Annotated in this window: 20 protein-coding genes and 1 pseudogene; 13 read left to right on the top strand and 8 right to left on the bottom strand. The window is 64.9% G+C overall.

Annotated elements, in window-relative coordinates; all coding sequences use genetic code 11:
- The first annotated feature begins 1 nt into the window (after nucleotide 1).
- A complete protein-coding gene (gene rpsO, locus MTX21_RS25285) occupies nucleotides 2–271 on the top strand; it encodes a 30S ribosomal protein S15 (RefSeq protein WP_280967393.1) in 270 nt (89 codons plus the stop codon).
- Nucleotides 272–653: 382 nt separating this feature from the next.
- Nucleotides 654–2816: a polyribonucleotide nucleotidyltransferase gene (gene pnp / locus MTX21_RS25290; RefSeq protein ID WP_280967394.1), complete on the top strand. Its 2163-nt coding sequence runs from the start codon at nucleotides 654–656 to the stop codon at nucleotides 2814–2816.
- 71 nt (nucleotides 2817–2887) lie between these two features.
- On the opposite strand, the gene katG is transcribed toward pnp, so the two are convergent.
- Nucleotides 2888–5059, bottom strand: a complete 2172-nt coding sequence (gene katG / locus MTX21_RS25295; RefSeq protein WP_341510421.1) for a catalase/peroxidase HPI — start codon at nucleotides 5057–5059, stop codon at nucleotides 2888–2890.
- Nucleotides 5060–5173: 114 nt separating this feature from the next.
- Between katG and MTX21_RS25300 the strand changes: the two genes are divergently transcribed.
- Genes MTX21_RS25300 through MTX21_RS25310 form a run of 3 tightly spaced genes read left to right on the top strand, consistent with a single transcriptional unit; the run spans nucleotide 5174 to nucleotide 7165 of the window.
- Nucleotides 5174–6100: a hydrogen peroxide-inducible genes activator gene (locus MTX21_RS25300; RefSeq protein ID WP_280967395.1), complete on the top strand. Its 927-nt coding sequence runs from the start codon at nucleotides 5174–5176 to the stop codon at nucleotides 6098–6100.
- Nucleotides 6101–6107: 7 nt separating this feature from the next.
- Nucleotides 6108–6572: a GNAT family N-acetyltransferase gene (locus tag MTX21_RS25305; RefSeq protein ID WP_280967396.1), complete on the top strand. Its 465-nt coding sequence runs from the start codon at nucleotides 6108–6110 to the stop codon at nucleotides 6570–6572.
- Nucleotides 6569–7165: a glutathione S-transferase family protein gene (locus tag MTX21_RS25310; protein WP_280967397.1), complete on the top strand. Its 597-nt coding sequence runs from the start codon at nucleotides 6569–6571 to the stop codon at nucleotides 7163–7165. The genes MTX21_RS25305 and MTX21_RS25310 overlap by 4 nt, the downstream gene beginning before the upstream one ends.
- A gap of 23 nt (nucleotides 7166–7188) precedes the next feature.
- On the opposite strand, the gene fabI is transcribed toward MTX21_RS25310, so the two are convergent.
- The 3 genes from fabI to fabA form a co-directional block, all read right to left on the bottom strand.
- The gene (fabI, locus tag MTX21_RS25315) at nucleotides 7189–7986 is read right to left on the bottom strand and encodes an enoyl-ACP reductase FabI (protein WP_280967398.1); all 798 of its coding nucleotides are present in this window, start codon (nucleotides 7984–7986) and stop codon (nucleotides 7189–7191) included.
- Nucleotides 7987–8123: 137 nt separating this feature from the next.
- Nucleotides 8124–9347, bottom strand: coding sequence for a beta-ketoacyl-ACP synthase I (gene fabB, locus MTX21_RS25320; protein ID WP_280967399.1), 1224 nt, complete (start codon nucleotides 9345–9347; stop codon nucleotides 8124–8126).
- A gap of 40 nt (nucleotides 9348–9387) precedes the next feature.
- On the bottom strand, nucleotides 9388–9909 hold the full coding sequence (gene fabA, locus MTX21_RS25325) for a bifunctional 3-hydroxydecanoyl-ACP dehydratase/trans-2-decenoyl-ACP isomerase (RefSeq protein ID WP_280967400.1): 522 nt from the start codon (nucleotides 9907–9909) through the stop codon (nucleotides 9388–9390).
- A 354-nt stretch (nucleotides 9910–10263) separates the two neighbouring features.
- Between fabA and irrA the strand changes: the two genes are divergently transcribed.
- Complete coding sequence (irrA, locus tag MTX21_RS25330; protein ID WP_280967401.1) at nucleotides 10264–10752, top strand: iron response transcriptional regulator IrrA; 489 nt, start codon at nucleotides 10264–10266, stop codon at nucleotides 10750–10752.
- Between the two features lie 169 nt (nucleotides 10753–10921).
- Here irrA and MTX21_RS25335 read toward each other — a convergent pair whose 3' ends face one another.
- Nucleotides 10922–11452, bottom strand: coding sequence for an SH3 domain-containing protein (locus MTX21_RS25335; RefSeq protein ID WP_280967402.1), 531 nt, complete (start codon nucleotides 11450–11452; stop codon nucleotides 10922–10924).
- A gap of 321 nt (nucleotides 11453–11773) precedes the next feature.
- Here MTX21_RS25335 and MTX21_RS25340 point away from each other — a divergent pair, with 321 nt between their 5' ends.
- Nucleotides 11774–12775 carry a D-glycerate dehydrogenase gene (locus tag MTX21_RS25340; protein ID WP_280967403.1) on the top strand — a complete coding sequence of 334 codons (1002 nt, stop codon included), beginning with the start codon at nucleotides 11774–11776 and terminating at the stop codon, nucleotides 12773–12775.
- Between the two features lie 107 nt (nucleotides 12776–12882).
- Here MTX21_RS25340 and moeB read toward each other — a convergent pair whose 3' ends face one another.
- A complete protein-coding gene (moeB, locus tag MTX21_RS25345) occupies nucleotides 12883–13686 on the bottom strand; it encodes a molybdopterin-synthase adenylyltransferase MoeB (RefSeq protein WP_280967404.1) in 804 nt (267 codons plus the stop codon).
- Between the two features lie 297 nt (nucleotides 13687–13983).
- Between moeB and MTX21_RS25350 the strand changes: the two are divergent.
- Nucleotides 13984–15346, top strand: a pseudogene (locus MTX21_RS25350) (serine protease).
- A 1-nt stretch (nucleotide 15347) separates the two neighbouring features.
- Here MTX21_RS25350 and ggt read toward each other — a convergent pair.
- Nucleotides 15348–17027, bottom strand: coding sequence for a gamma-glutamyltransferase (gene ggt, locus MTX21_RS25355; protein WP_280967405.1), 1680 nt, complete (start codon nucleotides 17025–17027; stop codon nucleotides 15348–15350).
- A gap of 239 nt (nucleotides 17028–17266) precedes the next feature.
- Between ggt and MTX21_RS25360 the strand changes: the two genes are divergently transcribed.
- Entirely contained in the window at nucleotides 17267–18010 is a 744-nt protein-coding gene (locus MTX21_RS25360) for a ParA family protein (protein WP_280967406.1), read from the top strand.
- A gap of 262 nt (nucleotides 18011–18272) precedes the next feature.
- On the opposite strand, the gene mutM is transcribed toward MTX21_RS25360, so the two are convergent.
- Nucleotides 18273–19154, bottom strand: a complete 882-nt coding sequence (mutM, locus tag MTX21_RS25365) for a bifunctional DNA-formamidopyrimidine glycosylase/DNA-(apurinic or apyrimidinic site) lyase (RefSeq protein ID WP_280967407.1) — start codon at nucleotides 19152–19154, stop codon at nucleotides 18273–18275.
- An 81-nt stretch (nucleotides 19155–19235) separates the two neighbouring features.
- Here mutM and ubiE point away from each other — a divergent pair, with 81 nt between their 5' ends.
- From ubiE to dut, 4 genes are all read left to right on the top strand, one after another.
- Nucleotides 19236–19997: a bifunctional demethylmenaquinone methyltransferase/2-methoxy-6-polyprenyl-1,4-benzoquinol methylase UbiE gene (gene ubiE, locus MTX21_RS25370; RefSeq protein WP_280967408.1), complete on the top strand. Its 762-nt coding sequence runs from the start codon at nucleotides 19236–19238 to the stop codon at nucleotides 19995–19997.
- On the top strand, nucleotides 19994–21568 hold the full coding sequence (ubiB, locus tag MTX21_RS25375; RefSeq protein WP_280967409.1) for a 2-polyprenylphenol 6-hydroxylase: 1575 nt from the start codon (nucleotides 19994–19996) through the stop codon (nucleotides 21566–21568). Before ubiE ends, ubiB begins: the two co-directional genes overlap by 4 nt.
- A gap of 79 nt (nucleotides 21569–21647) precedes the next feature.
- A complete protein-coding gene (gene coaBC / locus MTX21_RS25380; RefSeq protein ID WP_280967410.1) occupies nucleotides 21648–23087 on the top strand; it encodes a bifunctional phosphopantothenoylcysteine decarboxylase/phosphopantothenate--cysteine ligase CoaBC in 1440 nt (479 codons plus the stop codon).
- On the top strand, nucleotides 23084–23542 hold the full coding sequence (gene dut / locus MTX21_RS25385; RefSeq protein WP_280967411.1) for a dUTP diphosphatase: 459 nt from the start codon (nucleotides 23084–23086) through the stop codon (nucleotides 23540–23542). The genes coaBC and dut overlap by 4 nt, the downstream gene beginning before the upstream one ends.

A 23542-nucleotide genomic window follows, 5' to 3' on the forward strand; every position in this document is an offset into this window, starting at 1 on the left:
GATGTCGATTACCGCCGATCGCAAAGCGGAAGTCATCAAGACGAATGCCACCAAAGCCGGCGACACCGGCTCGCCCGAGGTTCAGGTCGCGATCCTTTCGGAACGCATCAACAACCTCACGAACCATTTCAAGACCCACGTGAAGGACAACCATTCGCGCCGCGGCCTCTTGAAGCTCGTGTCGACCCGCCGCTCGCTCCTCGACTACCTGAAGAAGAAGGACGAGGCGCGGTACAAGGCGCTGCTCGAGAAGCACAACATTCGTCGCTAAGTGTTCCTGCGCGCGCCACTGGCGCGCGTTTTTGCGCGTGGTTTCGAACGAAAGCACTTTTTTCAAGGTTTTTGATCGAGGCTCACGCGCACGTCGGGTGCGGGCCAAAGACGATTCGCATCCGGGGCATGATCCCGAAAGCCGCAGTTGGGCATTCGGAATGAAGTTCATGCCGACTGACCAGTCCAGCAGCAATCCGGCGGCTGGGCGCAACGGGCAAGGTGCCCGTATGACCCGAAAGGATGGACGCCATCCGAAATCCAAAAACCATGGCAGGATCGCAGGACGCTGATCACCCGCTCGATCAGCGTCCCGCAATCTTGCGCATGGTTTTTGTTTTTCGAGGCGCACCTCTTTCGTGAACCCATGAAAGAAGACCTCTATGTTCACTAAGCATTCAGTCGAGATCGACTGGGGCGGACGCCCTCTCAAGCTTGAAACCGGCAAGATCGCACGCCAGGCCGACGGTGCCGTCATCGCGAGCTACGGCGAGACCGTGGTGCTCGCCACCGTCGTTGCAGCGAAGTCGCCGCGCGAAGGCGTCGACTTCCTGCCGCTGACCGTCGATTACCAGGAGAAGGCCTACGCTGCGGGGCGCATTCCCGGCGGCTATTTCAAGCGCGAGGGCCGTCCGACCGAGAAGGAGACGCTGGTCTCCCGCCTGATCGACCGTCCGATTCGCCCGCTGTTCGTCGACGGCTGGCGCAACGAGACCCAGGTGATCGTCACCACGCTCTCGCATGACATGGAAAACGATCCCGACATTCTGGCGATGGTCGCGGCCTCCGCCGCGCTGACGCTCTCCGGCGCGCCGTTCAAGGGCCCGATCGGCGCGGCCCGCGTCGGCTTCGCCAATGATGAGTACATCCTCAACCCGACCCTCGACGAGATGACCGACACCCAGCTCGATCTCGTCGTCGCCGGCACTGCGGATGCCGTGCTGATGGTGGAATCGGAGGCCAAGGAGCTCAACGAGGACATCATGCTCGGCGCGGTGATGTTCGGTCACCGTCACTTCCAGCCGGTGATCAACGCGATCATCGAGCTCGCCGAGAAGGCCGCGAAGGAGCCGCGCGAGGTCACCGCGATCGACAATTCGGCGATCGAGAAGGAGATGCTCGGCCTGATCGAGCAGGAGCTGCGCACGGCTTACGCGATCCCGGTGAAGCAGGAGCGCTACGCCGCCGTCGGCGCCGCCAAGGAAAAGGTGCTGGCGCACTTCTTCCCGGAAGGGCAGGAGCCGAAATACGACAAGCTGCGCGTCGCCGACGTGTTCAAGGAGCTGGAGGCGAAGATCGTTCGCTGGAACATCCTCGACACCGGCAAGCGCATCGACGGCCGCGACGTCAAGACCGTGCGCAACATCGTCGCCGAAGTCGGCGTGCTGCCGCGCGCCCACGGCTCGGCGCTGTTCACCCGCGGTGAGACCCAGGCGATGGTCGTGACCACGCTCGGCACCGGCGAGGACGAGCAGTACATCGACGCGCTGTCGGGGACGTACAAGGAAACGTTCCTGCTGCACTACAACTTCCCGCCCTACTCGGTCGGCGAGACGGGCCGCCTCGGCGGCACCAAGCGTCGCGAGATCGGCCACGGCAAGCTCGCCTGGCGCGCGATCCACCCGGTGCTGCCGCCGCATCACGAGTTCCCCTACACGATCCGCGTGGTCTCGGAGATCACCGAGTCCAACGGCTCGTCCTCGATGGCCTCGGTCTGCGGCGCCTCGCTCGCGCTCATGGATGCCGGCGTGCCGTTGAAGCGGCCGACCGCGGGCATCGCGATGGGTCTGATCCTCGAGGACAAGCGCTTTGCGGTTCTGTCGGACATCCTCGGTGACGAGGATCATCTCGGCGACATGGACTTCAAGGTCGCCGGCACCGACCAGGGCATCACCTCGCTCCAGATGGACATCAAGATCGAGGGCATCACCGAGGAGATCATGCGCGTCGCGCTTGGCCAGGCCAAGGAAGGGCGCATCCACATCCTCGGCGAGATGGCCAAGGCGCTGACCGCTGCGCGCGCCGAGCTCGGCGAATACGCGCCGCGCATCGAGACCTTCAAGATCCCGACCGACAAGATCCGCGAAGTGATCGGTACCGGCGGCAAGGTGATCCGCGAGATCGTCGAGAAGACCGGCGCCAAGGTCAACATCGAGGACGACGGCACCGTGAAGGTCGCTTCCAGCGACGGCGAAGCGATGAAGGCCGCGATCAAGTGGATCAAGTCGATCGCGTCCGAGCCGGAAGTCGGCCAGATCTATGACGGCACCGTCGTCAAGGTGATGGAGTTCGGCGCCTTCGTGAACTTCTTCGGATCCAAGGACGGCCTCGTCCACATCAGCCAGCTCGCGGCCAACCGCGTGCAGAAGACCACCGACGTCGTCAAGGAAGGCGACAAGGTCAAGGTCAAGCTGCTCGGCTTCGACGATCGCGGCAAGACCCGCCTGTCGATGAAGGTTGTCGACCAGACCACTGGCGAGGACCTCGAAGCCAAGCAGAAGGCCGCCGAAGGGCAGCAGGCTCCGCGCGAGGCGGCCGGCGAATAAGTCTCGCCGATACATCAGAAACACGAAGGGCGGCCTCTCGGCCGCCCTTTTTGTTTGAAGCTCGCTGATCGTCAGGACCGGACGATGTCGAACCGGTCGAGGTTCATCACCTTGGTCCAGGCCTTCGCAAAATCCTTGACGAACTGCTGCTTGGCGTCCGACGAGGCATAGACCTCGGCGAAGGCGCGGAGCTGCGAGTGCGAGCCGAAGATCAGGTCGACGCGCGTGCCGGTCCATTTGACCGCGTTGGTCTTGCGGTCGCGACCTTCATAGGTGCCGTCAGCGCCGGCCGGCGTCCATTGCGTGCTCATGTCGAGCAGGTTGACGAAGAAGTCGTTGGTCAGCGTCCCCGGCTTGGAGGTGAAGACGCCGTTCTTCGAACCATTCGCATTGGCACCGAGCACACGCAGGCCGCCGACGAGCACGGTCAGTTCGGGCCCGGTGAGCCTCAAGAGCTGCGCGCGATCGACGAGAGCCTCTTCGGGCATCAGGAACTGATGCTTCTTGCCGATGTAGTTGCGGAAACCATCGGCCCGCGGCTCCAGCGGCGCGAAGGACTCGACGTCGGTCTGCTCCTGCGAGGCATCCATGCGACCCGGCGTGAACGAGACCTTCACGTCGACGCCGGCATCCTTCGCGGCCTTCTCGACCGCGGCGGTGCCGCCGAGGACGATCAGGTCGGCGAGCGAAACCTTCTTCGCGCCGGCCGACGCATTGAACTCCTTCTGGATCGCTTCGAGCTTGCCGAGCACCTTCGAGAGCTGAGCCGGCTGGTTCACCTCCCAGTCCTTCTGCGGGCTCAGGCGGATGCGCGCGCCGTTGGCGCCGCCGCGCTTGTCCGAGCCGCGGAACGTCGATGCCGATGCCCAGGCGGTCGAGACCAGCTCCGAGACGGAAAGACCCGAGGCCAGGATCTTCGACTTCAGTGAGGCGATGTCCTGCTCGCTGACCAGCTCGTGATTCACCGCCGGAATCGGATCCTGCCAGATCAGTGTCTCCTTCGGCACCAGCGGGCCGAGATAGCGCTGGATCGGGCCCATGTCGCGATGGGTGAGCTTGAACCAGGCGCGGGCGAATGCGTCCGCGAACTGATCGGGATGCTCGTAGAACCGCCGCGAGATCTTCTCATAGGCCGGATCGAAGCGCAGCGAGAGGTCGGTCGTCAGCATGGTCGGCACATGCTTCTTGGACTTGTCGTAGGCGTCCGGAATGACCGCATCGGCCCCCTTGGCCGTCCACTGTTGCGCGCCCGCCGGGCTCTTCGTGAGCTCCCACTCATAATTGAACAGGTTCTCGAAGAAGTGGTTGCTCCACTTGGTCGGGGTCTGCGACCAGGTGACTTCCGGACCGCCGGTGATGGCGTCGGCGCCGACGCCGGTGCCGTGCCTGCTCTTCCAGCCGAGGCCCTGATCCTCGAGTGCACCGGCCTCAGGCTCCGGTCCGACAAGCGAGGGATCGCCCGCGCCGTGGGTCTTGCCGAAGGTGTGGCCGCCGGCGATCAGCGCGACGGTTTCCTCGTCGTTCATCGCCATGCGGAAGAAGGTCTCGCGGATGTCCTTTGCAGCGGCGATCGGATCTGGCTTGCCGTTCGGCCCTTCCGGATTGACGTAGATCAGGCCCATCTGCACCGCGCCGAGCGGCTCGGCAAGCTGGCGCTCGCCGCTGTAGCGCTCATCGCCCAGCCACGTGCCTTCTGGACCCCAGTAAAGTTCTTCCGGCTCCCAGACGTCGGCGCGGCCGCCGGCGAAGCCGAACGTCTTGAAGCCCATCGACTCCAGTGCGACGTTGCCGGCGAGCACCATCAGGTCGGCCCAGGAGATCTTGCGGCCGTACTTCTGCTTGATCGGCCACAGCAATCGGCGCGCCTTGTCGAGGTTGGCGTTGTCGGGCCAGCTATTGAGCGGCGCGAAGCGCTGCTGACCGGCGCCGGCGCCACCGCGACCATCGGTGATGCGGTAGGTGCCCGCGCTGTGCCAGGCCATGCGGATCATGAGGCCGCCGTAGTGACCGAAGTCCGCAGGCCACCACTCCTGCGAGTCGGTCATCAGCGCATTCAGGTCCTTGATGACGGCGTTCAGATCGAGCGACTTGAACTCCTTGGCGTAATCGAAGTCCTTGCCCATCGGATCGGACAGGTCGGAATTCTTGTGCAGCATCTCGATGCTGAGCTGAGTTGGCCACCAGTCGCGGTTCGCCGGCGTGCGTTTTCCGCCCGAAAACGGGCACTTCGAAGTGTCATCCATGAATACCTCCTCTGGTGGCGGTCAGACTTCGGCCTTTACCAGGTAGAAGCACTCTAAGCTTCACCTCCCATCAGGTGAAGTTGACTTTAATGATCGCTGCGATAGGATTTTCTGATGATCAACGTGACGCTGCGCCAGCTCCGATATTTCGACGCGCTGGCACGTCATGGCCATTTCGGGCGCGCGGCGGAGGCCTGCTCCATCTCGCAGCCGGCGCTATCGATGCAGATCAAGGAACTGGAGGAGGCGCTCGGCGGCCTGCTGCTGGAGCGCAGCGCCCGGCAGGTCGCGCTGACCCGGTTTGGCGAAGAGCTGGCGCAGCGCGTCCGCGACATTTTGCGCTCGGTCGATGAGCTCGGCGACTTCGCGCGGGCCTCGCAGGACCGGTTCGCCGGCCGCCTCCGCATCGGCATGATTCCGACCATCGCGCCCTACCTCCTGCCCAAGATCACCAAGAATCTCACGCGCATGCATCCCGAGCTCGACATCCGCGTGCGCGAAACTATGACGCCGAGGCTGATCCAGGAACTGGTGGAAGGCCGGCTCGACACCGCGATCGTCGCGCTGCCGGTGTCGGAGCCCTCGCTCACCGAAGTCGCACTTTTCGAGGAGAAGTTCCTGCTGGTCCGGCCGGGGGCAGACGAGGGAACACCTGTCCCCTCGCGGGAGATGATGCGGGAGATGCGGCTCTTGCTGCTCGAGGAGGGACATTGCTTCCGCGATCAGGCGCTATCGTTCTGCAACATGCAATCGGCGCCACCGCGGGAAATGCTGGATGCGAACTCCCTGTCGACACTGGTCCAGATGGTCAGCGCCGGCATCGGCGTCACCTTGATTCCGGAAATGGCCGTGCCGGTCGAGACTCGATCGGCCTCCGTCTCGGTCGCGCCGTTCCGCGACCCGCAGCCATCGCGCACCATCGGCATGGTCTGGCGCAAGACCAGTCCGCTGGCACGTCAATTGCTGCAGATCTCCGAAGTGGTCTGCCTGTCGGCCGGCAAGACGCGCGCGCGACCGCCCGTGCGCATTGCGCGGGCCTGAGCCGCCGATGTCGCATCCGATCATCCGCCCCGCCCGCGCCGACGAATATGATGAGATCGGCCGTGTCTGGATGGAGAGCTGGGTCTCGACGGGGCTTGCCGAGGCGAGCAACTTCCTGCTGGCAAACTTGCGCGCGCGCGTCCGGCGCGAGATCGAAGGTGGCTGGAGCCTGTTTGTTGCCGATGATCACGGCACGATCGCCGCGATGCTGGCGCTGCATCTGCCCAAACGTTATCTCGACATGCTTTTCGTCGCGCCCGCCTATCAGGGCCGATCGCTCGGCCGGCGATTGCTCGCCTTCACGCGAACGCAAATGCCGGATGAAATGTACCTGCGCTGCGTGCGTGAGAACGAGAAAGCCTGGCGCTGGTACGAGCGCGAAGGTTTTGTGTTCGAGAAGGAAGAGATCGAGCCATCGAACGGCTTCATGATGAAGTATTACCGGTGGACAAACAAAGGAAACGCACCATGATAAAACTCTACTGGTCGCCCCGCTCGCGCTCGTTCTCCACGATCTGGCTGATGGAGGAAAGCGGGCTGCCTTACGAGCGCGTGCTGACCGACATTACGACGGGGGCGCAAAAGGCGCCGGATTTCCTCAAGGTCAATCCGATGGGCAAGGTGCCCGCGCTCGCCGACGGCGATGCCGCGCTCGGCGAAGCCGCCGCGATCTGCGCCTACATTGCCGACCGCTATCCCAACACGAAGCTCGCACCCGAGGTGACCGATCCGCGCCGCGCGCGATATCTGCAATGGCTGTTCTTCTCGCCGAGTTGCATCGAGCCGGCCATCATCCAGATATTCACCAAGATCGAGGTGCCGACCTCGACCGCCGCCTGGGGCAGCGCCACGCAGGTGTTCGATGTGCTGGAAGGCGCGCTAGCCAAGGGGCCATGGATTCTCGGCGAGGACTTTTCCGCCGCCGACGTCACGATCGGCTCGGGCCTGAACTTCGCCGTGCGCCTGTTCAAGATGGTGCCGTCGCGCCCCGTTTTCGACGCCTATATCGCGCGCTGCATGGCGCGACCGGCATTCCAGCGCGCCGAGAAGATCGCCGCGGGGTGAGGCCGCGAACCCGCAAGAACGCTCTATTCCGCCTTCAGATTCTCCGGCTTCGGCATCAGGATGGTGTTGTAGCCGGAATCGACGTAGTGGATCTCACCGGTCACGCCGCCGGAGAGGTCCGACAGCAGATAGAGCGCCGAGCCGCCGAGCTCATCGAGCGTCACGCCGCGGCCGAGCGGGGAATGCTTCTGCTGGAATGCGAACATCGCGCGCGCCTCGCCGATGCCGGAGCCGGCGAGCGTCCGCACCGGGCCGGCGGAAATCGCGTTGACGCGGATACCGCGCGGCCCGAAATCGGCGGCAAGATAGCGCACGGATGCTTCCAGCGCCGCCTTGGCGACGCCCATCACGTTGTAGTTCGGCATCGCTCGCATCGAGGCGCCGTAGGTGAGCGTGATCATGCTGCCGCCCTGCGGCATCAGGTCCGCGGCACGCTTTGCGATTTCCGTGAAAGAGAAGCAGGAGATCACCATGGTACGCGAGAAGTTCTCGCGGCTGGTGTCGGCATAGCGGCCCTTCAGCTCGTTCTTGTCGGCAAAGCCGATCGCATGGATCACGAAGTCGAGCTGGCCCCATTTCGCGCGCAGCGCATCGAACGTCGCATCGACGCTGGCGATATCCTCGACGTCGCAAGGCAGCACCACGTCGACGCCGAGTGAGTCTGCCAGCGGCTTGACGCGCCTGCCCTGTGCCTCGCCCTGGAAGGTGAAGGCGAGCTCGGCACCGTGGGCATGCAGCGTCTTCGCCATGCCCCAGGCGATCGAATGATCATTGGCAATGCCCATGATCAGACCGCGCTTGCCCTTCATCAAACCTTCCATTGCCTGGCGGCTCCTATCATTCCGACGTCATCGCCCGCGCAGGCGGGCGATCCAGTATTCCGAGACAGTCATGGTAATCGCGAGACCGGGGCGTACTGGATGCCCCGCCTTCGCGGGGCATGACAGCGTCGCTGAAATTACGCGTCCAGCCGGCTGAACACCAGCGTGGCATTGGTGCCGCCGAAGCCGAAGGAGTTCGACAGCACGGTGCCGATCTTGGCGTTGTCGATGCGTCTGCGCACGATCGGCATGTCGGCGAACACCGGATCGAGCTCCTGGATGTGCGCGCTCTCGCAGATGAAGCCGTTGTTCATCATCAGCAGCGAATAGATCGCTTCCTGCACGCCGGTTGCGCCCAGCGAATGGCCGGTCAGCGCCTTGGTCGCCGAGATCGGCGGGCACTTTTCGCCGGTGCCGAACACCCTGCGGAGCGCCTCGATCTCCGGCGGATCGCCGGCCGGCGTCGAAGTGGCGTGCGGATTGATGTAATCGACCTTGGTCTTCACGGTCGACATCGCCATGCGCATGCAGCGCTCGGCGCCTTCGCCCGAGGGAGCGACCATGTCATAACCGTCCGACGTCGCGCCATAGCCGACGACCTCGCCATAGATGCGTGCGCCGCGCGCCTTGGCATGCTCGAGCTCTTCCAGCACCAGCACGCCGGCGCCGCCGGCGATGACGAAGCCGTCGCGGTTGACGTCGTAGGGGCGTGAGGCGGTGGCGGGCGTGTCATTGTACTTGGACGACATCGCGCCCATCGCGTCGAACAGCACCGAGAGCGACCAGTCGAGCTCCTCGCAGCCGCCGGCGAAAATGACGTCCTGCTTGCCGATCTGGATCGTCTCGTAGGCATTGCCGACGCAGTGGTTCGACGTCGCGCAGGCCGAGGAGATCGAATAGTTCACGCCCTTGATCTTGAACCAGGTCGCAAGCGTCGCGGAGGCCGTCGACGACATCGCCTTCGGTACCGCAAACGGTCCGACGCGCTTCGGTCCCTTGGTGCGGGTGATGTCGGCGGATTCAACGATGGTACGGGCAGACGGACCGCCGGAACCCATGATGATGCCGGTGCGGATGTTGGATACTTCGTCAGGCCCAAGCCCGGAATCCTGGATCGCCTGCTCCATCGCGATGTGGTTCCACGCCGCGCCTTGGCCGAGGAAACGCATCGCACGGCGATCGACAACCGTCGCAGGATCAATCGTCGGCGCTCCCTGCACCTGCGAACGGAAGCCGAGCTCGGCATATTTCTCCGCCCGCGAGATGCCTGATTTCGCCTCGTGAAGGCTCGCAAGCACTTCCTGGGTGTTGTTTCCGATGGACGAGACGATGCCCATCCCGGTGACCACAACCCGCCTCATGACAGCCTCGCCTAAATCGTTATCTTCTTCCTGATGTGCCTTAGCCCAGTGTCGTGCCCTGCTTGAACAGGCCGACCTTCAGATCCTTGGCGCGATAGATAATCGCGTCATCGACCGAAAGCCACCCGTCGGCAATACCGAGCACCAGCTTTGACCGCATCACGCGCTTGATGTCGACGTTGTACACAACCTTGCGCGCCTCGGTCAGCACCTGACCGCCGAACTTCAGCTCGCTCAGGCCGAGCGCCCGGCCGCGGCCCTCGCCACCGATCCAGCCGAGATAGAACCCGACCATCTGCCACAGCGCGTCCAGGCCGAGGCAGCCGGGCATGACCGGGTCATTCTTGAAGTGGCAGCCGAAAAACCAGAGGTCGGGTTTCACGTCGAGCTCGGCGCGCACCAGCCCCTTGCCGAATTCGCCGCCGGTGTCGGTAATTTCCGTGATGCGGTCGAACATCAGCATCGGCGGCAGCGGCAACTGGGCATTGCCGGGGCCGAACATCTCGCCACGGGCACACGCCAGCAAATCTTCATATTCGTAACCGTTGCGCCTGTTCAGCATGCGGAAGCCTCTGTTCAAAATGCCGATTGAGCGGCGTTTTTTGGCAAAAATGGGCCCCGTTTTGTTCGGAAAGCAACGTCAATTGCCGTCGTCAGGCGCGAATACCACGAGCCCGAATGGACTGCAGGCCGAGCCTCAATGCCCTGGCTGCGCCAATATCGGTTAAGCGGAACCGCGCGCTCTCTAACACACGCCATTTCGGGTAGCCAAGCATTCTCATGAAGGTAAAATGACGGGGATACGCGCCCGGTTCCCCGGTGACTTAGAACCACTCTAGTTGCGAGAAACTTGCATCTGCATCTATCTCTCCATATATTGCAGAGACATAGTGTTCACGCGTGCCCGAAATTGGAAATGAGCGAGAATAACGCGCCCCATCACGACGACGCCCATTCCGCGGCGCTTCTGTCAGGACGCCAGCCGGCCCTGACCGGCTGCCCGTGGCACGATGTCAACGAAATGCTCCAGGCTGCCGGCCTGCGCCCGACCCGCCAGCGCATGGCGCTGGGCTGGCTGCTGTTCGGCAAGGGTGCACGCCACCTGACGGCTGAAATGCTCTACGAGGAAGCGACGCTGGCGAAGGTCCCGGTGTCGCTCGCGACCGTCTACAATACGCTGAACCAGCTTACCGATGCCGGCCTGCTCCGGCAGGTCAGCGTCGACGGCACCAAGACCTATTTCGACACTAACGTGACGACGCACCACCACTACTACCTCGAGAACAGCCACGAGCTGGTCGACATCGAGGATCCGCATCTGGAGCTGTCCAAGATGCCGGAGGTGCCCGAGGGCTATGAGATATCGCGCATCGACATGGTGGTGCGACTGCGCAAGAAGCGCTGAGATCGTCCTACACGGCTGATTTAATCGTCATGGCCGGGCTTGTCCCGGCCATTTTCGTTGGCGGGCGCCGTCATTCCGGGGCGGCGTTAGTACCGAACTATGGTGCGCAGTTGCGCACCTGAGAATCCCGGGTCTGGCGCCTCGCGCCATCCCGGGATGACGGCCTGCGTCAGTTCACCTGCTCGTCGGCGTAGACGCCCCAGAGGCGTTCCTGCTGGATCCAACCGTCAAAGCCATTGCCAGTGATGTGGCACCAGTTTGCAGTGCACTTCTTCACTTGCGCGACGACGCCGACCTGGAGCTTTGCTGCAACCGCGCTGTCGGCATCCGCCCGATCATAGAGCGGCGCGAGCTCGTCCTTGTGCTTCATGGTGACCACCGCTGTGCGGCGGCCCGACAATAGCGAGTGATAGACCCAGCCCTCTGCGCCTTCGGAGTCGCGCACCCGGCGCCAATTCTCGAATTCGGCGGTGATTTCGACCGGCAGGCCGGCCCGGGTGTAGACCCAGGCCACATCATTGTCCTTGGTCGGGCCGGCGCGGACGTTCACATGATCCGACTTGAGGCTGACATAGCGGGGCACCGGCAGGCCGCTGGCGGTCTGGACATTGTTGTCCTTCGCCGAATGCGAGGGGCTGACCGAGGCGCTCAACCAGCCGCAAACGAGCGCCATCACCGAACAAAAACGCCCCAACGCCATTAACCCGTCTCCCGTCGAAGACCCGGCTGAGCCGGGTCCTCACCCCAAAGTCCAAAACCCTGCCGTGCGCCCTGTCCCGCCCCACGCGGGTGTTCCCGAAGCCTGGTCCGTGGTTCTTGTCTTGGCCCGGCCTTCTGCTAGAGAGGACGGGCACTTGAATAACCAGTTTGTCCCGATTTTCCGGCCGGAAATGTCGGGACAGCTTGGAGGAAACGCCGGGGACGACGCGGCAAGGGCAGTGTCGAACAACCGGGTTAATGAGGCCTGAACGGTCAGCCGCTGACGGCAGAGGCGGGCTGCAATGTCTCATGAGAGCAGGACATGTCGGTGAAGAAAAAGCCCCTCGTCGTCGTGACACGCAAGCTGCCGGACTCGATCGAGACGCGGATGCGCGAACTGTTCGACGCGCGGATCAATCTCGATGACACGCCGATGTCGCCGGAGCAGATCGCGGAAGCGGCGCGCACGGCCGACGTGCTGGTGCCGACCGTCACCGATCACATCACCGCCGACGTCGTCAATCAGCCCGACTGCAAGCTGCGCCTGATCGCGAATTTCGGCAACGGCGTCGACAATATCGATGTCGAGGCCGCCCATGCGCGCGGCATCACCGTCACCAACACGCCGAAAGTTCTGACCGAAGACACCGCCGACATGACCATGGCGCTAATCCTGGCGGTGCCGCGCCGGCTGATCGAAGGCGCCTCGATTCTGACGGAGGGAAAGCCCTGGGCGGGTTGGTCGCCGACCTGGATGCTCGGCCACCGCATCGGGGGCAAACGACTCGGCATCGTCGGCATGGGCCGCATCGGCCAGGCAGTGGCGCGCCGGGCCCGCGCCTTCGGCTTGCAGATCCACTACCACAACCGCCGGCCGGTGGCGCCGAAGATCGCCGATGAGTTAGGGGCGACCTATTGGGAAAGCCTCGACCAGATGCTGGCGCGGATGGACATCATCTCGGTGAACTGTCCGCACACGCCGGCGACGTATCACCTGCTCTCGGCGCGGCGGCTCAAGCTGATCCGCAAGGACGCCTACATCGTCAACACCGCGCGCGGCGAGGTGACCGACGAGGACACGCTGATCAAGCTGATCGAAGCCGGCGAGATCGGCGGCGCCGGCCTTGACGTCTACGAGCACGAGCCCGCGGTCAATCCAAAACTGGTGCGGCTCGCCAAGGCCGGCAAGGTGACGCTGCTGCCGCATATGGGCTCGGCCACGATCGAAGGCCGTGTCGAGATGGGCGAGAAGGTGATCATCAACATCCGCACCTTCCTCGACGCGCACAAGCCCCCGGATCGCGTGCTGCCGAGCATGCTCTGAGATTTATTTTCTGCGCGTCGCGCGCTTGCGCCAGTTCGCGACGAAATCGATGAAGGCGCGTAGCGCCGGCGGCACCTGACGCCGGCGACGACGTAACGGAAGGCAAATCACGTGCGATCGGCGCGGAGGTCGGTCATGACCGGCCCATCGCCGTTGAGCGGATTGGCCGGATCGCGCGTGTAGCGCAGCGTCTCGAAGCGCATCGCGCGCGCATCGATCATCAGGAGGCGGCCGACAAGGCCGTCGCCGAAGCCGACGATCTCGCGGATCGCCTCCAGCGCCATCATCGAGCCCAGCACGCCGGCAAGCGCGCCCATCACACCGGCCTCCGCGCAGGCCGGCACGGTGCCGGGCGGCGGCGCTTCCGGAAACAGGCAGCGGTAGCTCGGGTTGAACTCGCCGGCTTCGTTCCTCTCATGGGCGCGGATGGTGGTGAGCGAGCCGTCGAAAGTGCCGAGCGCCGCGGTGATCAGCGGCTTCTTCGCGAAGAAGCAGGCGTCCGAGACCAGATAGCGGGTCGAGAAATTATCGGAGCCGTCGAGCACCAGATCATAGTCGCCGATCAGCGACAGCGCGTTTTCGGCGTTGAGCCAGGTGGCATGCCCGACGAAGCGCACATGCGGATTGAGCGCCGAAATCCGCTCGGCGGCGCTCTCGACCTTGTGGCGGCCGATGTCAGGCGTCGTATGGATCACCTGGCGCTGAAGGTTGGACAGCGACACCACGTCGTCATCGACCACGCCGAGCGTGCCGACGCCGGCCGCAGCCAGATACATCAGGGCCGGCGCACCGAGCCCGCCGGCGCCGATCACCAGCACGGAGGCCCGTTTCAGCGCGGCCTGGCCCGGCCCGCCGACATCGCGCAGCACGATATGGCGGGCATAGCGTTCGAGTTCGTCCGGGCTCAGCATCGTCTTCGTCCCTTCAAGGTGCTTCCCCTCATGGTGAGGAACCATAGGGTCCGCGCAAAGCGCGGCCCGTCAACAAATACTAGGCGCGTCTCCGAACGATGCTTCGCATCGCCGGGTGAACCATGAGGTCCCACCGGGGCCTTCATCCTTCGAGACGCCGCTTGCGCGGCTCCTCAGGATGAGGCTTGAGGGCGTGGCGTTGCGGCCTCCGTTGCCACCTGAACCACCCTGAGATTGGTCGCGACCAACGAGATGTGCTTCGATGCCATCACGTTCAATGGGGCGGCTGGATTTGTCATGAGATCGATGCTTGCGGCAACACTGATGTTCGCGGCGGCCGCGGGCGCGAACGCCCAGATGGCAACGCCACAGATCCCCGGCGCCAAGCCGAAGACGGTCCAGGCCGTGCCGGTCCGCCCGGCGTTGCAGACGCCGTCGGAAACGGCGGATGCCATGGCGCAGGCGGAACGGTTGTCGCTCCAGTCCGACCTCGCCTGGATCGGCCAATATAACGGCGCCATCACCGGTGACGTCAGCGAGCGCATGGTCAACGCCATCAAGGAATATCAGAAGGCCAAGGGCGGCAAGCCGACCGGGACGCTCAATCCGCAGGAGCGCGCCGCACTCGCAGAGACTGCGCGCCGCAAGCAGGAGAGCGTCGGCTGGAAGATCGTGATGGAGCCGACCAGCGGCGCGCGGCTCGGCATTCCCGGCAAGCTGGTACCGCAGCAGGTGACCGATGCCAGCGGCTCGAAATGGACCTCGCCGAGCGGGACGGTGCAGGTGCAGCTCAGCCGTCGCAAGGAGGCGAGCCCGAGCACGGCAAAGCTCGCCGAGGTGGAGAAGAAGGGGCCGGCAGGACGCAGGGTCGACTACACCGTGGTGAAGCCCGACTTCTTCGTGCTGTCGGGACTCCAGGGGCTGAACAAGTTTTACGTGCGCGGCACCTTCAAGGGCGATGAAGTCCGCATCATGACGATCCTCTACGACCAGGCCATGGAAAACGCCGTCGAGCCGGTGGTGATCGCGATGTCGAGCGCCTTCAATGCATTTCCGTCGGGGCCGCTGGCGGGACCACCGCCACGGAAGACCGTCGAATACGGCACCGGCATCGTCGTCAGCGACGATGGCGCGATCGTCACCGATCGCCTGGTCACGGATAGCTGCCTGGCGATTACGATCGGCGGCTATGGCAGTGCCGACCTTATCGCCGACGACGAGGAGCATGATCTCGCGCTGCTGCACATCTACGGCGCGCGCGGCCTGAAGCCGCTCAATCTTGCAGGCGCCGCGGCGAAGACGAATGTCGATATCATCGGCATCGCGGATCCGCAGAACCAGGGCGGGGCGGCCGGCGTATCGAGCCTCAAGGCGGCGCTCGCGCCGGTCACGGTTAGCGAGTTCGCCCTGTCCCCGCCGCCGGCGATCGGGTTCTCCGGCAGCCCCGCGATCGGCGGCGACGGCAAGTTCGTCGGGATCGCGCTGTTGAAGCCGGCGATGGTCGCCGGACCCGCGACATCGGTGCCGGCATCACAAGCCGTGATGGTCTCCGCGGACGCGGTCCGCGATTTCCTGAAGGCCAATGATGGATGTCACGGCGAACGGCACGTCTATGGACGCGAAAGCCGCCGTCGTGCGCGTGATCTGCGTACGGAAGTAAATCAGCTCAACCTGAACCGTACGCCGCCACGCGCGAGTCCGCCGGATATCCCGACCGGCGTGCCGTCGGCGCGCCAGCAGGCGGCGCCAGTCATGGTGCCGTCCTCGTGGAAGGCGATGCCGTTCATGCCGCCGGCCACCGTCGCGACGACGTCGATCCTGTGGCCGAGGCTCGCGAGCTTCGCGCGCACGCTCTCGGGCACTGCCTGCTCGAGCTCCAGCGCATTGCCCTCGGTCCACACGCGCGGCGCCTCGACCGCCTCCTGCAAGCTCATGCCGTGGTCAATCAGGTTGACCAGCGCCTGCATCGCACTCGGGAAGATGCGCTTGCCGCCGGGCAGGCCGAGCGCATAACGCAGCTTGCCATCGTGCAACGCCATCATCGGCGACATCGAGGTGGTGACGCGCTTGCCCGGCGCCAGCGACAGCGCGTGGCCGGGACGCGGATCGAACAGGTTCATGTAGTTGTTGGCGATGGCCCCGAGGCCCGGGATCAGGATCTTCGCGCCGAACAGGTTGTTAATGGTCTGCGTGGTCGCGACCACGTTGCCGAACGAGTCCGCCGCCGTCATGTGCGTGGTGTGCGCGCCTTCGAGCGGCGACACACCGGCGCCCCACGCCTGCGCCCGCGCCGGATCGATGGCTTGGCGGCGCTCCTCGGCATAGGCCTTTGACGTGAGCCGCTCCACGGGCACGCCAACATAATCGGGATCGCCGCTGGCCGCGGCGCGATCGGCGAACGCGATCTTCAGGACTTCAGCGAGGTAGTGAATGGTCTCGGGTGTTCCGAAGCCGAGACCGCCGAGGTCGTAACCCTCCAGGATGTTCAGCATTTGCGCGATATGCACGCCGGAGGCCGCGGGCGGCGGCGGCCCAAAGATGGCCCAGCCGCGATAATCGGCGCGGATCGGCTGCCGCTCGACGGTCCTGTAATGGGTCAGGTCGGCGCGCCGGATGAAGCCGCCAGCCTCCTCCATGTAGTCGACGAGGATCTCGCCGAGCGGCCCCTCGTAGAGCGCCTTCTCGCCGTGGTCGGCGATGGTGCGCAGCGTCTCGGCATATTCGGCCTGCACCACGCGTTCGCCGACTTTCAAGGGCTCACCGTTCGGCAGGAAGATCGCGGCGATCGGCTTGTCCTTGCGCATCTCGGCCGCGCTCTCGCTGATGCATTCGTGCAGGTAGGGCGTCGCCGCATAGCCGCGCGCGGCGTGCTTGATCGCGGGCTGCATGACATCGGCGAGCGGCATGGTGCCGAACCGGCGCAGCGTCTCGCACCAGGCCTTCAGCGAGCCCGGCACCGCAACCGCCTTCGGGCCGTTGAGATTCTCATTGCCGACGGTGTCGAACACATCATGCGCTGAGCCGGGCTTGGACACGTAGGTGTCTTCGCGCACCGCTAAGGGCACCGTGCTCTGACCGTCGATGAACCGATGGCTGCCGTCGGCGAGGCGAATATGGGCCATGCCGCCGCCGATGATACCGACCATCATCGGCTCGACCACGGTCAGCGTGAACAGCGTCGCGATCGCGGCATCGATGGCGTTGCCACCGGCAGCCAGCATCTCGGCGCCGGCGCTGGAGGCCAGCGGATGGTTGCTGACCACCATGCCGCGGCTCGAAACCGCCGGCATTTTCTGGCATTCAAAGGTGGTTGCCGTCCGGTCCCGCCAATTGGTGCTCATGCCGCTCGTCCCTCTTGTTCGCAGCGGCGAGGACATCATACGTGGGACTACGGGTCCAGTATTGGTACGGATTAGCTGGCATTCCCGATTCCGTCATCATCGCTGGCGTTGATTCGGACATCCGCGATCCCCTTTGGATCGGGCTGGGCACGTCCTGAGCAAGAAGCGCTCAGCATCGAGAAGCGATGCACGTTCGCGTGGCGTATCCAGACCCAAGCACTCCAAAGGAAGCAATTTCCATGCACACGATCGTACTGGCCACCCAAAAGGGTGGCAGCGGCAAGAGCACGCTTGCCATCGGCCTTGCGCTGGCAGCCAGGCATGCCGGCTTCACCGTCCGCCTGATCGAGACCGACCCGCAGGGCACCCTGTCGAGCTGGCAGCGCCGCCGCGGCGATGCGGATCCCGTCGTCGAGCCGATCTATCACGCTGCCGACATCGCGCCGCGCCTGCAGATGCTGGCTGGCAGCGGCCTCCAGCTTGCGATCGTCGATACCGCGGCGGGCCTCAGCGCCGCGACCACCGCCGCGATCCGCCATTGCGATCTCTGCCTGATCCCGGCGCGCCCGAGCGTCGCCGACATCGAGGCCACCGCCTCGACGCTGAGCGTCGCGCGCGCCTGGAAGCGGCCCTTTGGCTTCGTCCTGAACCAGACCCCGATCCGCGGCCAGCGCATCGACAATGCGGCCAACAGGCTTGCCGACGAAGCGGCGCTCGACCTCGCCGACGTGCTCGCACGCCCGCTGATCGTGATGCGCAACGACCACCAGGATTCGCTCGCGGCCGGCCTTGCCGTCAGCGAGTTCGCACCGAACGGCAAGTCGGCGGACGAGATCCGCGGGCTATGGCGCTGGATCGAGACCCGGCTCGAGCTTTCGGCTGCGACCAATCCTCTGATCGACCAGGTCATTCCGGAGGCGGACGGAATGCTGCACGTCGCCGTCACCGAGCTCTCATCGAGCGAGACGACACTGGCGTCCTGAGCGGGGCGATCGCTCGAGACGCCGGCCGGGCGCGCTTCGCTATCCGGTCGCGAAGCACCCAAGCGGCGAAGCAATCCGGCCACCAGCCCGGCCGGATTACTTCGCTTCGTTTCTCGGAAGCTCCATCCATCCCGTCATTGCGAGCGCAGCGAAGCAATCCAGAATCTTTCCGCGGTGACAGTCTGGATTGTCTCGCTGCGCTCGCAATGACGTCCGTGGTGAGCTCGTCACGCTCACGGCCTTTCGGCCGCAAGTCCGATCCTCATTTCTGACATTTCGGACACCAGAAGGTCGAACGGCCGTTCTGGGTGAAACGCTCGACCGTGCCGCCGCAACCGGGCGTCTTGCAGACGCCGCCTTCGCGGTCATAGACCTTGAACGAGTGCTGGAAATAGCCGAGCTCGCCTGAGGTCTGGCGATGATCGCGCAGCGACGAGCCGCCGGCCTTGATCGCATCGTTCAACACGGTGTGGATCGCGCCGACCAGCCGCTTGGCATGATCGCTCGGCTCGCCCTTTTTGGTCGCGAGCGTGGCGGCGATCCGCCGCGGCGACAGATGCGAGCGATGCAGCGCCTCGCAGACATAGATGTTGCCGAGTCCCGCCACCACGCGCTGGTCGAGCAGCGCAGCCTTCAGGCTCGTGGTCTTGCCTGCGCAGGACCGCGCCAGCATCGCAGCATCGAATTCATTGCCGAGCGGCTCGGGGCCGAGTCCGCGCAGCAACGGCTCCTCGTCGAGCGCGTTGCGCGCAATCACTTTCATGTAACCGAAGCGGCGCGGATCGTTGAAGACGACGTCGGCGCCGGAGGACATCCGAAACAGCACGTGGTCGTGCGTGGTGTCCTTGCCGCGCGGATAGTGAAACTCGCCAGGCGCCACGTCGTTGTCGGGCTTGATGACACGGAATGAGCCCGACATGCCCAGATGCATCAGCAGCACATCGCCGGAGACGAGATCGGCCATGAGATATTTTGCGCGGCGGCCGAGCCCGGTGACGACCTGCCCTCGGAGCCGGGCCACGAAATCCGGCTGAAAGGGAAAGCGCAAGTCGGCGCGGCGGGCCTCCGCACTCAAGATCTTGGCACCCTCCATGACGGGCTGGAGGCCGCGGCGGACGGTCTCGACTTCGGGCAATTCAGGCATGGTCAGGCATTCACCTTACGAGGGCAGTGTGATAGCGCCATTGCGGCGGCCGCGCTATGGTCCGCCTCGCGGAGTAGAGTAATGGATCGGCCGGGCGATACCACGCATTTTGGCTTCAGGGACGTCCCGCTAGGGGACAAGCAGACGCTGGTGAACGATGTGTTTCACAGCGTGGCGTCGCGTTACGACCTGATGAACGACCTGATGTCGGGCGGCCTGCATCGGGTCTGGAAAGACATCATGATCAACACGCTCGATCCGCCGAGGGGCGACCGGCCGTTCGCGCTGCTCGACGTCGCCGGCGGCACCGGCGACATTTCCTTCCGCGCCGCCAAGGCGGCGGGCCCCGGCTTCCACGCCACCGTCTGCGACATAAACGCCGACATGCTGGCCGTGGGACGCGAGCGCGCCGCCAAGCAGCATCTGGAGACCCAGATCGACTTCGTCGAAGGCAATGCCGAAGCCCTCGCCTTTGCCGATCGCAACTTCGACGCATATACGATTGCTTTCGGCATCCGCAACGTGCCGCGGATCGATCTCGCCTTGCGCGAGGCCTATCGCGTGCTGAAGCCCGGCAGCCGTTTTCTGTGCCTGGAGTTTTCCACCGTCGAGGTGCCCGGGCTCGACCGGCTCTATGACCTGTTCTCGTTCAAGGTGATCCCGCCGCTCGGCCGCATGGTGACGGGCGACGCCGAGTCCTATCGCTATCTCGTCGAATCGATCCGCAAGTTTCCGAAGCCCAACGCCTTCGCCGACATGATCCGTGATGCCGGCTTCGCCCGGGTGAGCTGGCAAACCTTGTCCGGCGGCATCGTCGCACTGCATTCGGGCTGGCGTTTGTGATCTCTGCCATCCCCCACATTGCGCGCCTGATGCGCGCCGCGTTCGTGTTCGCGCGCGAGGGCGTGTTCGGTTCCGTCGATCCGAGCCTGGTCCCGCCGCCCGGGCAGCTTGCGCTGAAGCTCGCGCGCCTCATCGAGCGGCGCGGCCCCAAGCACGGGCCGCGCGTGTCGCGCGCGTTGACGCGGATGGGCCCGGCCTATCTCAAGCTCGGGCAATTCCTGGCAACGCGCCCCGACGTCGTCGGCGTCAACATCGCGCGCGATCTTGAAAGCCTCCAGGATCGCCTGCCGCCGTTTCGGCAAGAGGACGCCGAGGCCGCCATCGTGACCTCGCTGGAGCGTCCGCTCAAGGATGTGTTCGCAAGCTTCGGTCAGCCGGTCGCGGCCGCCTCGATCGCGCAGGTGCATCGCGGCGAGGTGTTGCGCGACGGTATCCGCAAGCCGGTCGCGATCAAGGTGCTGCGGCCCAATGTGGCCGGGCGCTTCCGCCGCGACCTCTCCGATTTCTTCTTCGTCGCGCACAAGGCCGAAGCCTACTCGGCCGAAGCGCGGCGCTTGCGCCTCGTCGAGGTCATCAACACCATGTCCCGCGCGGTCGCCATGGAGATGGACCTGCGGCTGGAAGCGGCTGCGTTGTCGGAGATGGCGGAGAACACGCGCGACGATCCCGACTTCCGCGTGCCTGCGGTCGACTGGGACCGCACCACGCATAACGTGCTGACGATGGAGTGGATCGACGGCATCGCGCTGAACGATCACGCCCGCTTGCAGGAGGCACAGGTCGACCTGCCCGATCTCGGCCGCAAGATCATCCAGAGCTTCCTGCGTCACGCGCTGCGCGACGGCTTCTTCCACGCCGACATGCATCCAGGCAACCTGTTCCTGGACGATACGGGCCGTCTCGTCGCGGTCGATTTCGGCATCATGGGCCGGCTCGGGCTGAAGGAGCGACGCTTCCTCGCCGAGATCCTGCTCGGCTTCATCACCCGCGACTATCGCCGCGTGGCAGAGGTGCATTTCGAGGCGGGCTATGTGCCCGCGCATCACTCGGTGGAGAATTTCGCGCAGGCGATCCGTGCCATCGGCGAGCCGATCCACAACCGTACCGCCGAGGAAATCTCGATGGCGCGGCTGCTTACGCTGCTGCTCGAGGTCACCGGCCTGTTCGACATGCGCACCCGGCCCGAACTGATTCTGCTGCAGAAAACCATGGTGGTGGTCGAGGGCGTGGCGCGCGGCTTCGATCCCAGGCTCGACATCTGGAAGACCGCCGACCCCGTGGTGCGCGAATGGATCCAGCGCAATCTCGGCCCAATCGGCCGGGTGCAGGGCGCGCTCGCCGGGACCGGCGACCTCGCCCGTGTGCTGGCGAATCTGCCCGACATCGCCGCCCGCTCGGCCAAAGTGCTGGAGCAGCTCGAGACCATGACGCGGGAGGGCCTGCGGCTGTCGCCGGAAAGCATCGCGGCGATGGGCCGCAGCGAGGGCCGCAAGAACCGCTGGCGCACTGTGGCGCTCTGGATCATCGCGGCGACCTTCATCGGCATCCTGATCGCGGTCCGGAATCTATGATTGCACTGCAATCATGTGGGTGATAGCATCGCTATCATTCGGGTGATAGCATCGCTATCATTCCGTGCTGGAGGGCGTCATGGCAAGCCTGACCATCCGCAAGCTCGACGAGAACGTCAAAACCTATTTGCGCCTGCGCTCGGCCAAGAACCGCAGATCGGTCGAGGAAGAGGTCCGGGTTATCCTGCGCGAGCTGATCGAGGGCCGCGAGGAGCCGCTGACGCCATTGGCGGCACCACCCGATGCCGCTCCAGCCCCGGCATCCCAGCGCACCAGCGCGCTTCCCGAGGCCAGCGTCACCCTGATCATCGGCGGCGGGATCGCGGCCTATAAATCGCTCGATCTGATCCGCCGGCTTAAGGAGCGGCGCATCGAGGTCCGGTGCGTGCTCACGAAGGCGGCGCAGCAGTTCGTGACGCCGCTTGCGGTGGGCGCGCTCTCGCATGAGCGCGTCTACACCGACCTGTTCGACCCGCAGAGCGAGTTCGATGCCGGCCATATCCGGCTGGCGCGCGATTGCGATCTGATCGTGGTGGCACCGGCCACGGCCGATCTGATGGCCAAGATGGCAGGCGGCCATGCCGATGATCTTGCCAGCGCCATCCTGCTCGCCACCAACCGGAAGATTCTGCTCGCGCCGGCGATGAATCCGTTGATGTGGAACAACGCGGCGACGCGGCGCAACGTCGCGCAGCTCCAGCGCGACGGCGTGGTGCTGATCGGGCCGAATTCCGGCGAGATGGCCGAAGCCGGCGAAGCCGGCGTCGGCCGCATGTCGGAGGCGATCGAGATCGCATCCGCCGTCGAGCGCATGCTGCGTCCGCCGGTGCCACGCCCGCTCGCCGGCAAGCGCGTGCTGATTACCGCCGGTCCCACGCATGAGCCGATCGATCCGGTGCGCTACATCGCCAACCGCTCCTCCGGCAAGCAGGGCTTTGCCATCGCGGCGGCCGCACAGGCTGCGGGCGCCGAGGTCATTTTGGTGAGCGGCCCGGTCGACCTCGACGATCCCGACGGAGTTGCGGTCAAGCATGTCGAATCGGCGCGGCAGATGCTGGAGCATGTCCAGGCCTCGCTTCCGGTCGACATCGCGATCTTCGCGGCGGCCGTCGCCGACTGGCGGGTTGCCAATGAAGGCGAGCAGAAGCTGAAGAAGACACCGGCAGGCATGCCGCCGCTCCAGCTCGTCGAGAACCCCGACATCCTCGCCACGATTTCGAAACTGACAGACAAGCGCCCGCCGCTCGTCATCGGCTTTGCCGCCGAAACCGAGCATCTCATCGATAACGCCAAGAGCAAGCTCGAGCGCAAGGGCTGCGACTGGATCGTGGCCAACGACGTCTCGCCTGCGACCGGCGTGATGGGAGGCGATCGCAACACCGTTCACCTCATCAGCCGCAAAGACGGCGAGATCGCAGTTGATTCCTGGCCGGTGATGACCAAGGAACAAGTCGCCACCGAATTGATCGCACATGTCGCAAAGAGCGTGGCCGACAAATCCCTGGAGCCCGCGTCTTGAGCACGAAAATCACAGTCGAACTGCAACGCTTGGCCCATGCCGACGGCCTGCCGCTGCCGGCCTATCAGACCCCTGAAGCCGCCGGCCTCGACCTGATGGCGGCGGTTCCCGAGGATGGGCCCCTGACGCTGGCACCCGGCAAACATGCGCTGGTGCCGACGGGACTGGCGATCGCCTTGCCGCCCGGACACGAGGCCCAGGTGCGGCCGCGCTCCGGGCTCGCCGCCAAGCACGGCGTCACCGTGCTGAACTCGCCGGGAACGATCGACGCGGACTATCGCGGCGAGATCAAGGTTATCCTGATCAACCACGGCGACGCGCCCTTCGTGGTCAAACGCGGCGAGCGCATCGCGCAAATGGTGATCGCACCCGTGGTGCAGGCCGCACTGGTTCCTGTCGCTGCGCTGTCGGCGACCGATCGCGGCGCCGGTGGTTTCGGCTCGACCGGCCGCTAA

Source organism: Bradyrhizobium sp. ISRA430, assembly GCF_029909975.1.
In the GTDB taxonomy this organism is placed as follows: domain Bacteria; phylum Pseudomonadota; class Alphaproteobacteria; order Rhizobiales; family Xanthobacteraceae; genus Bradyrhizobium.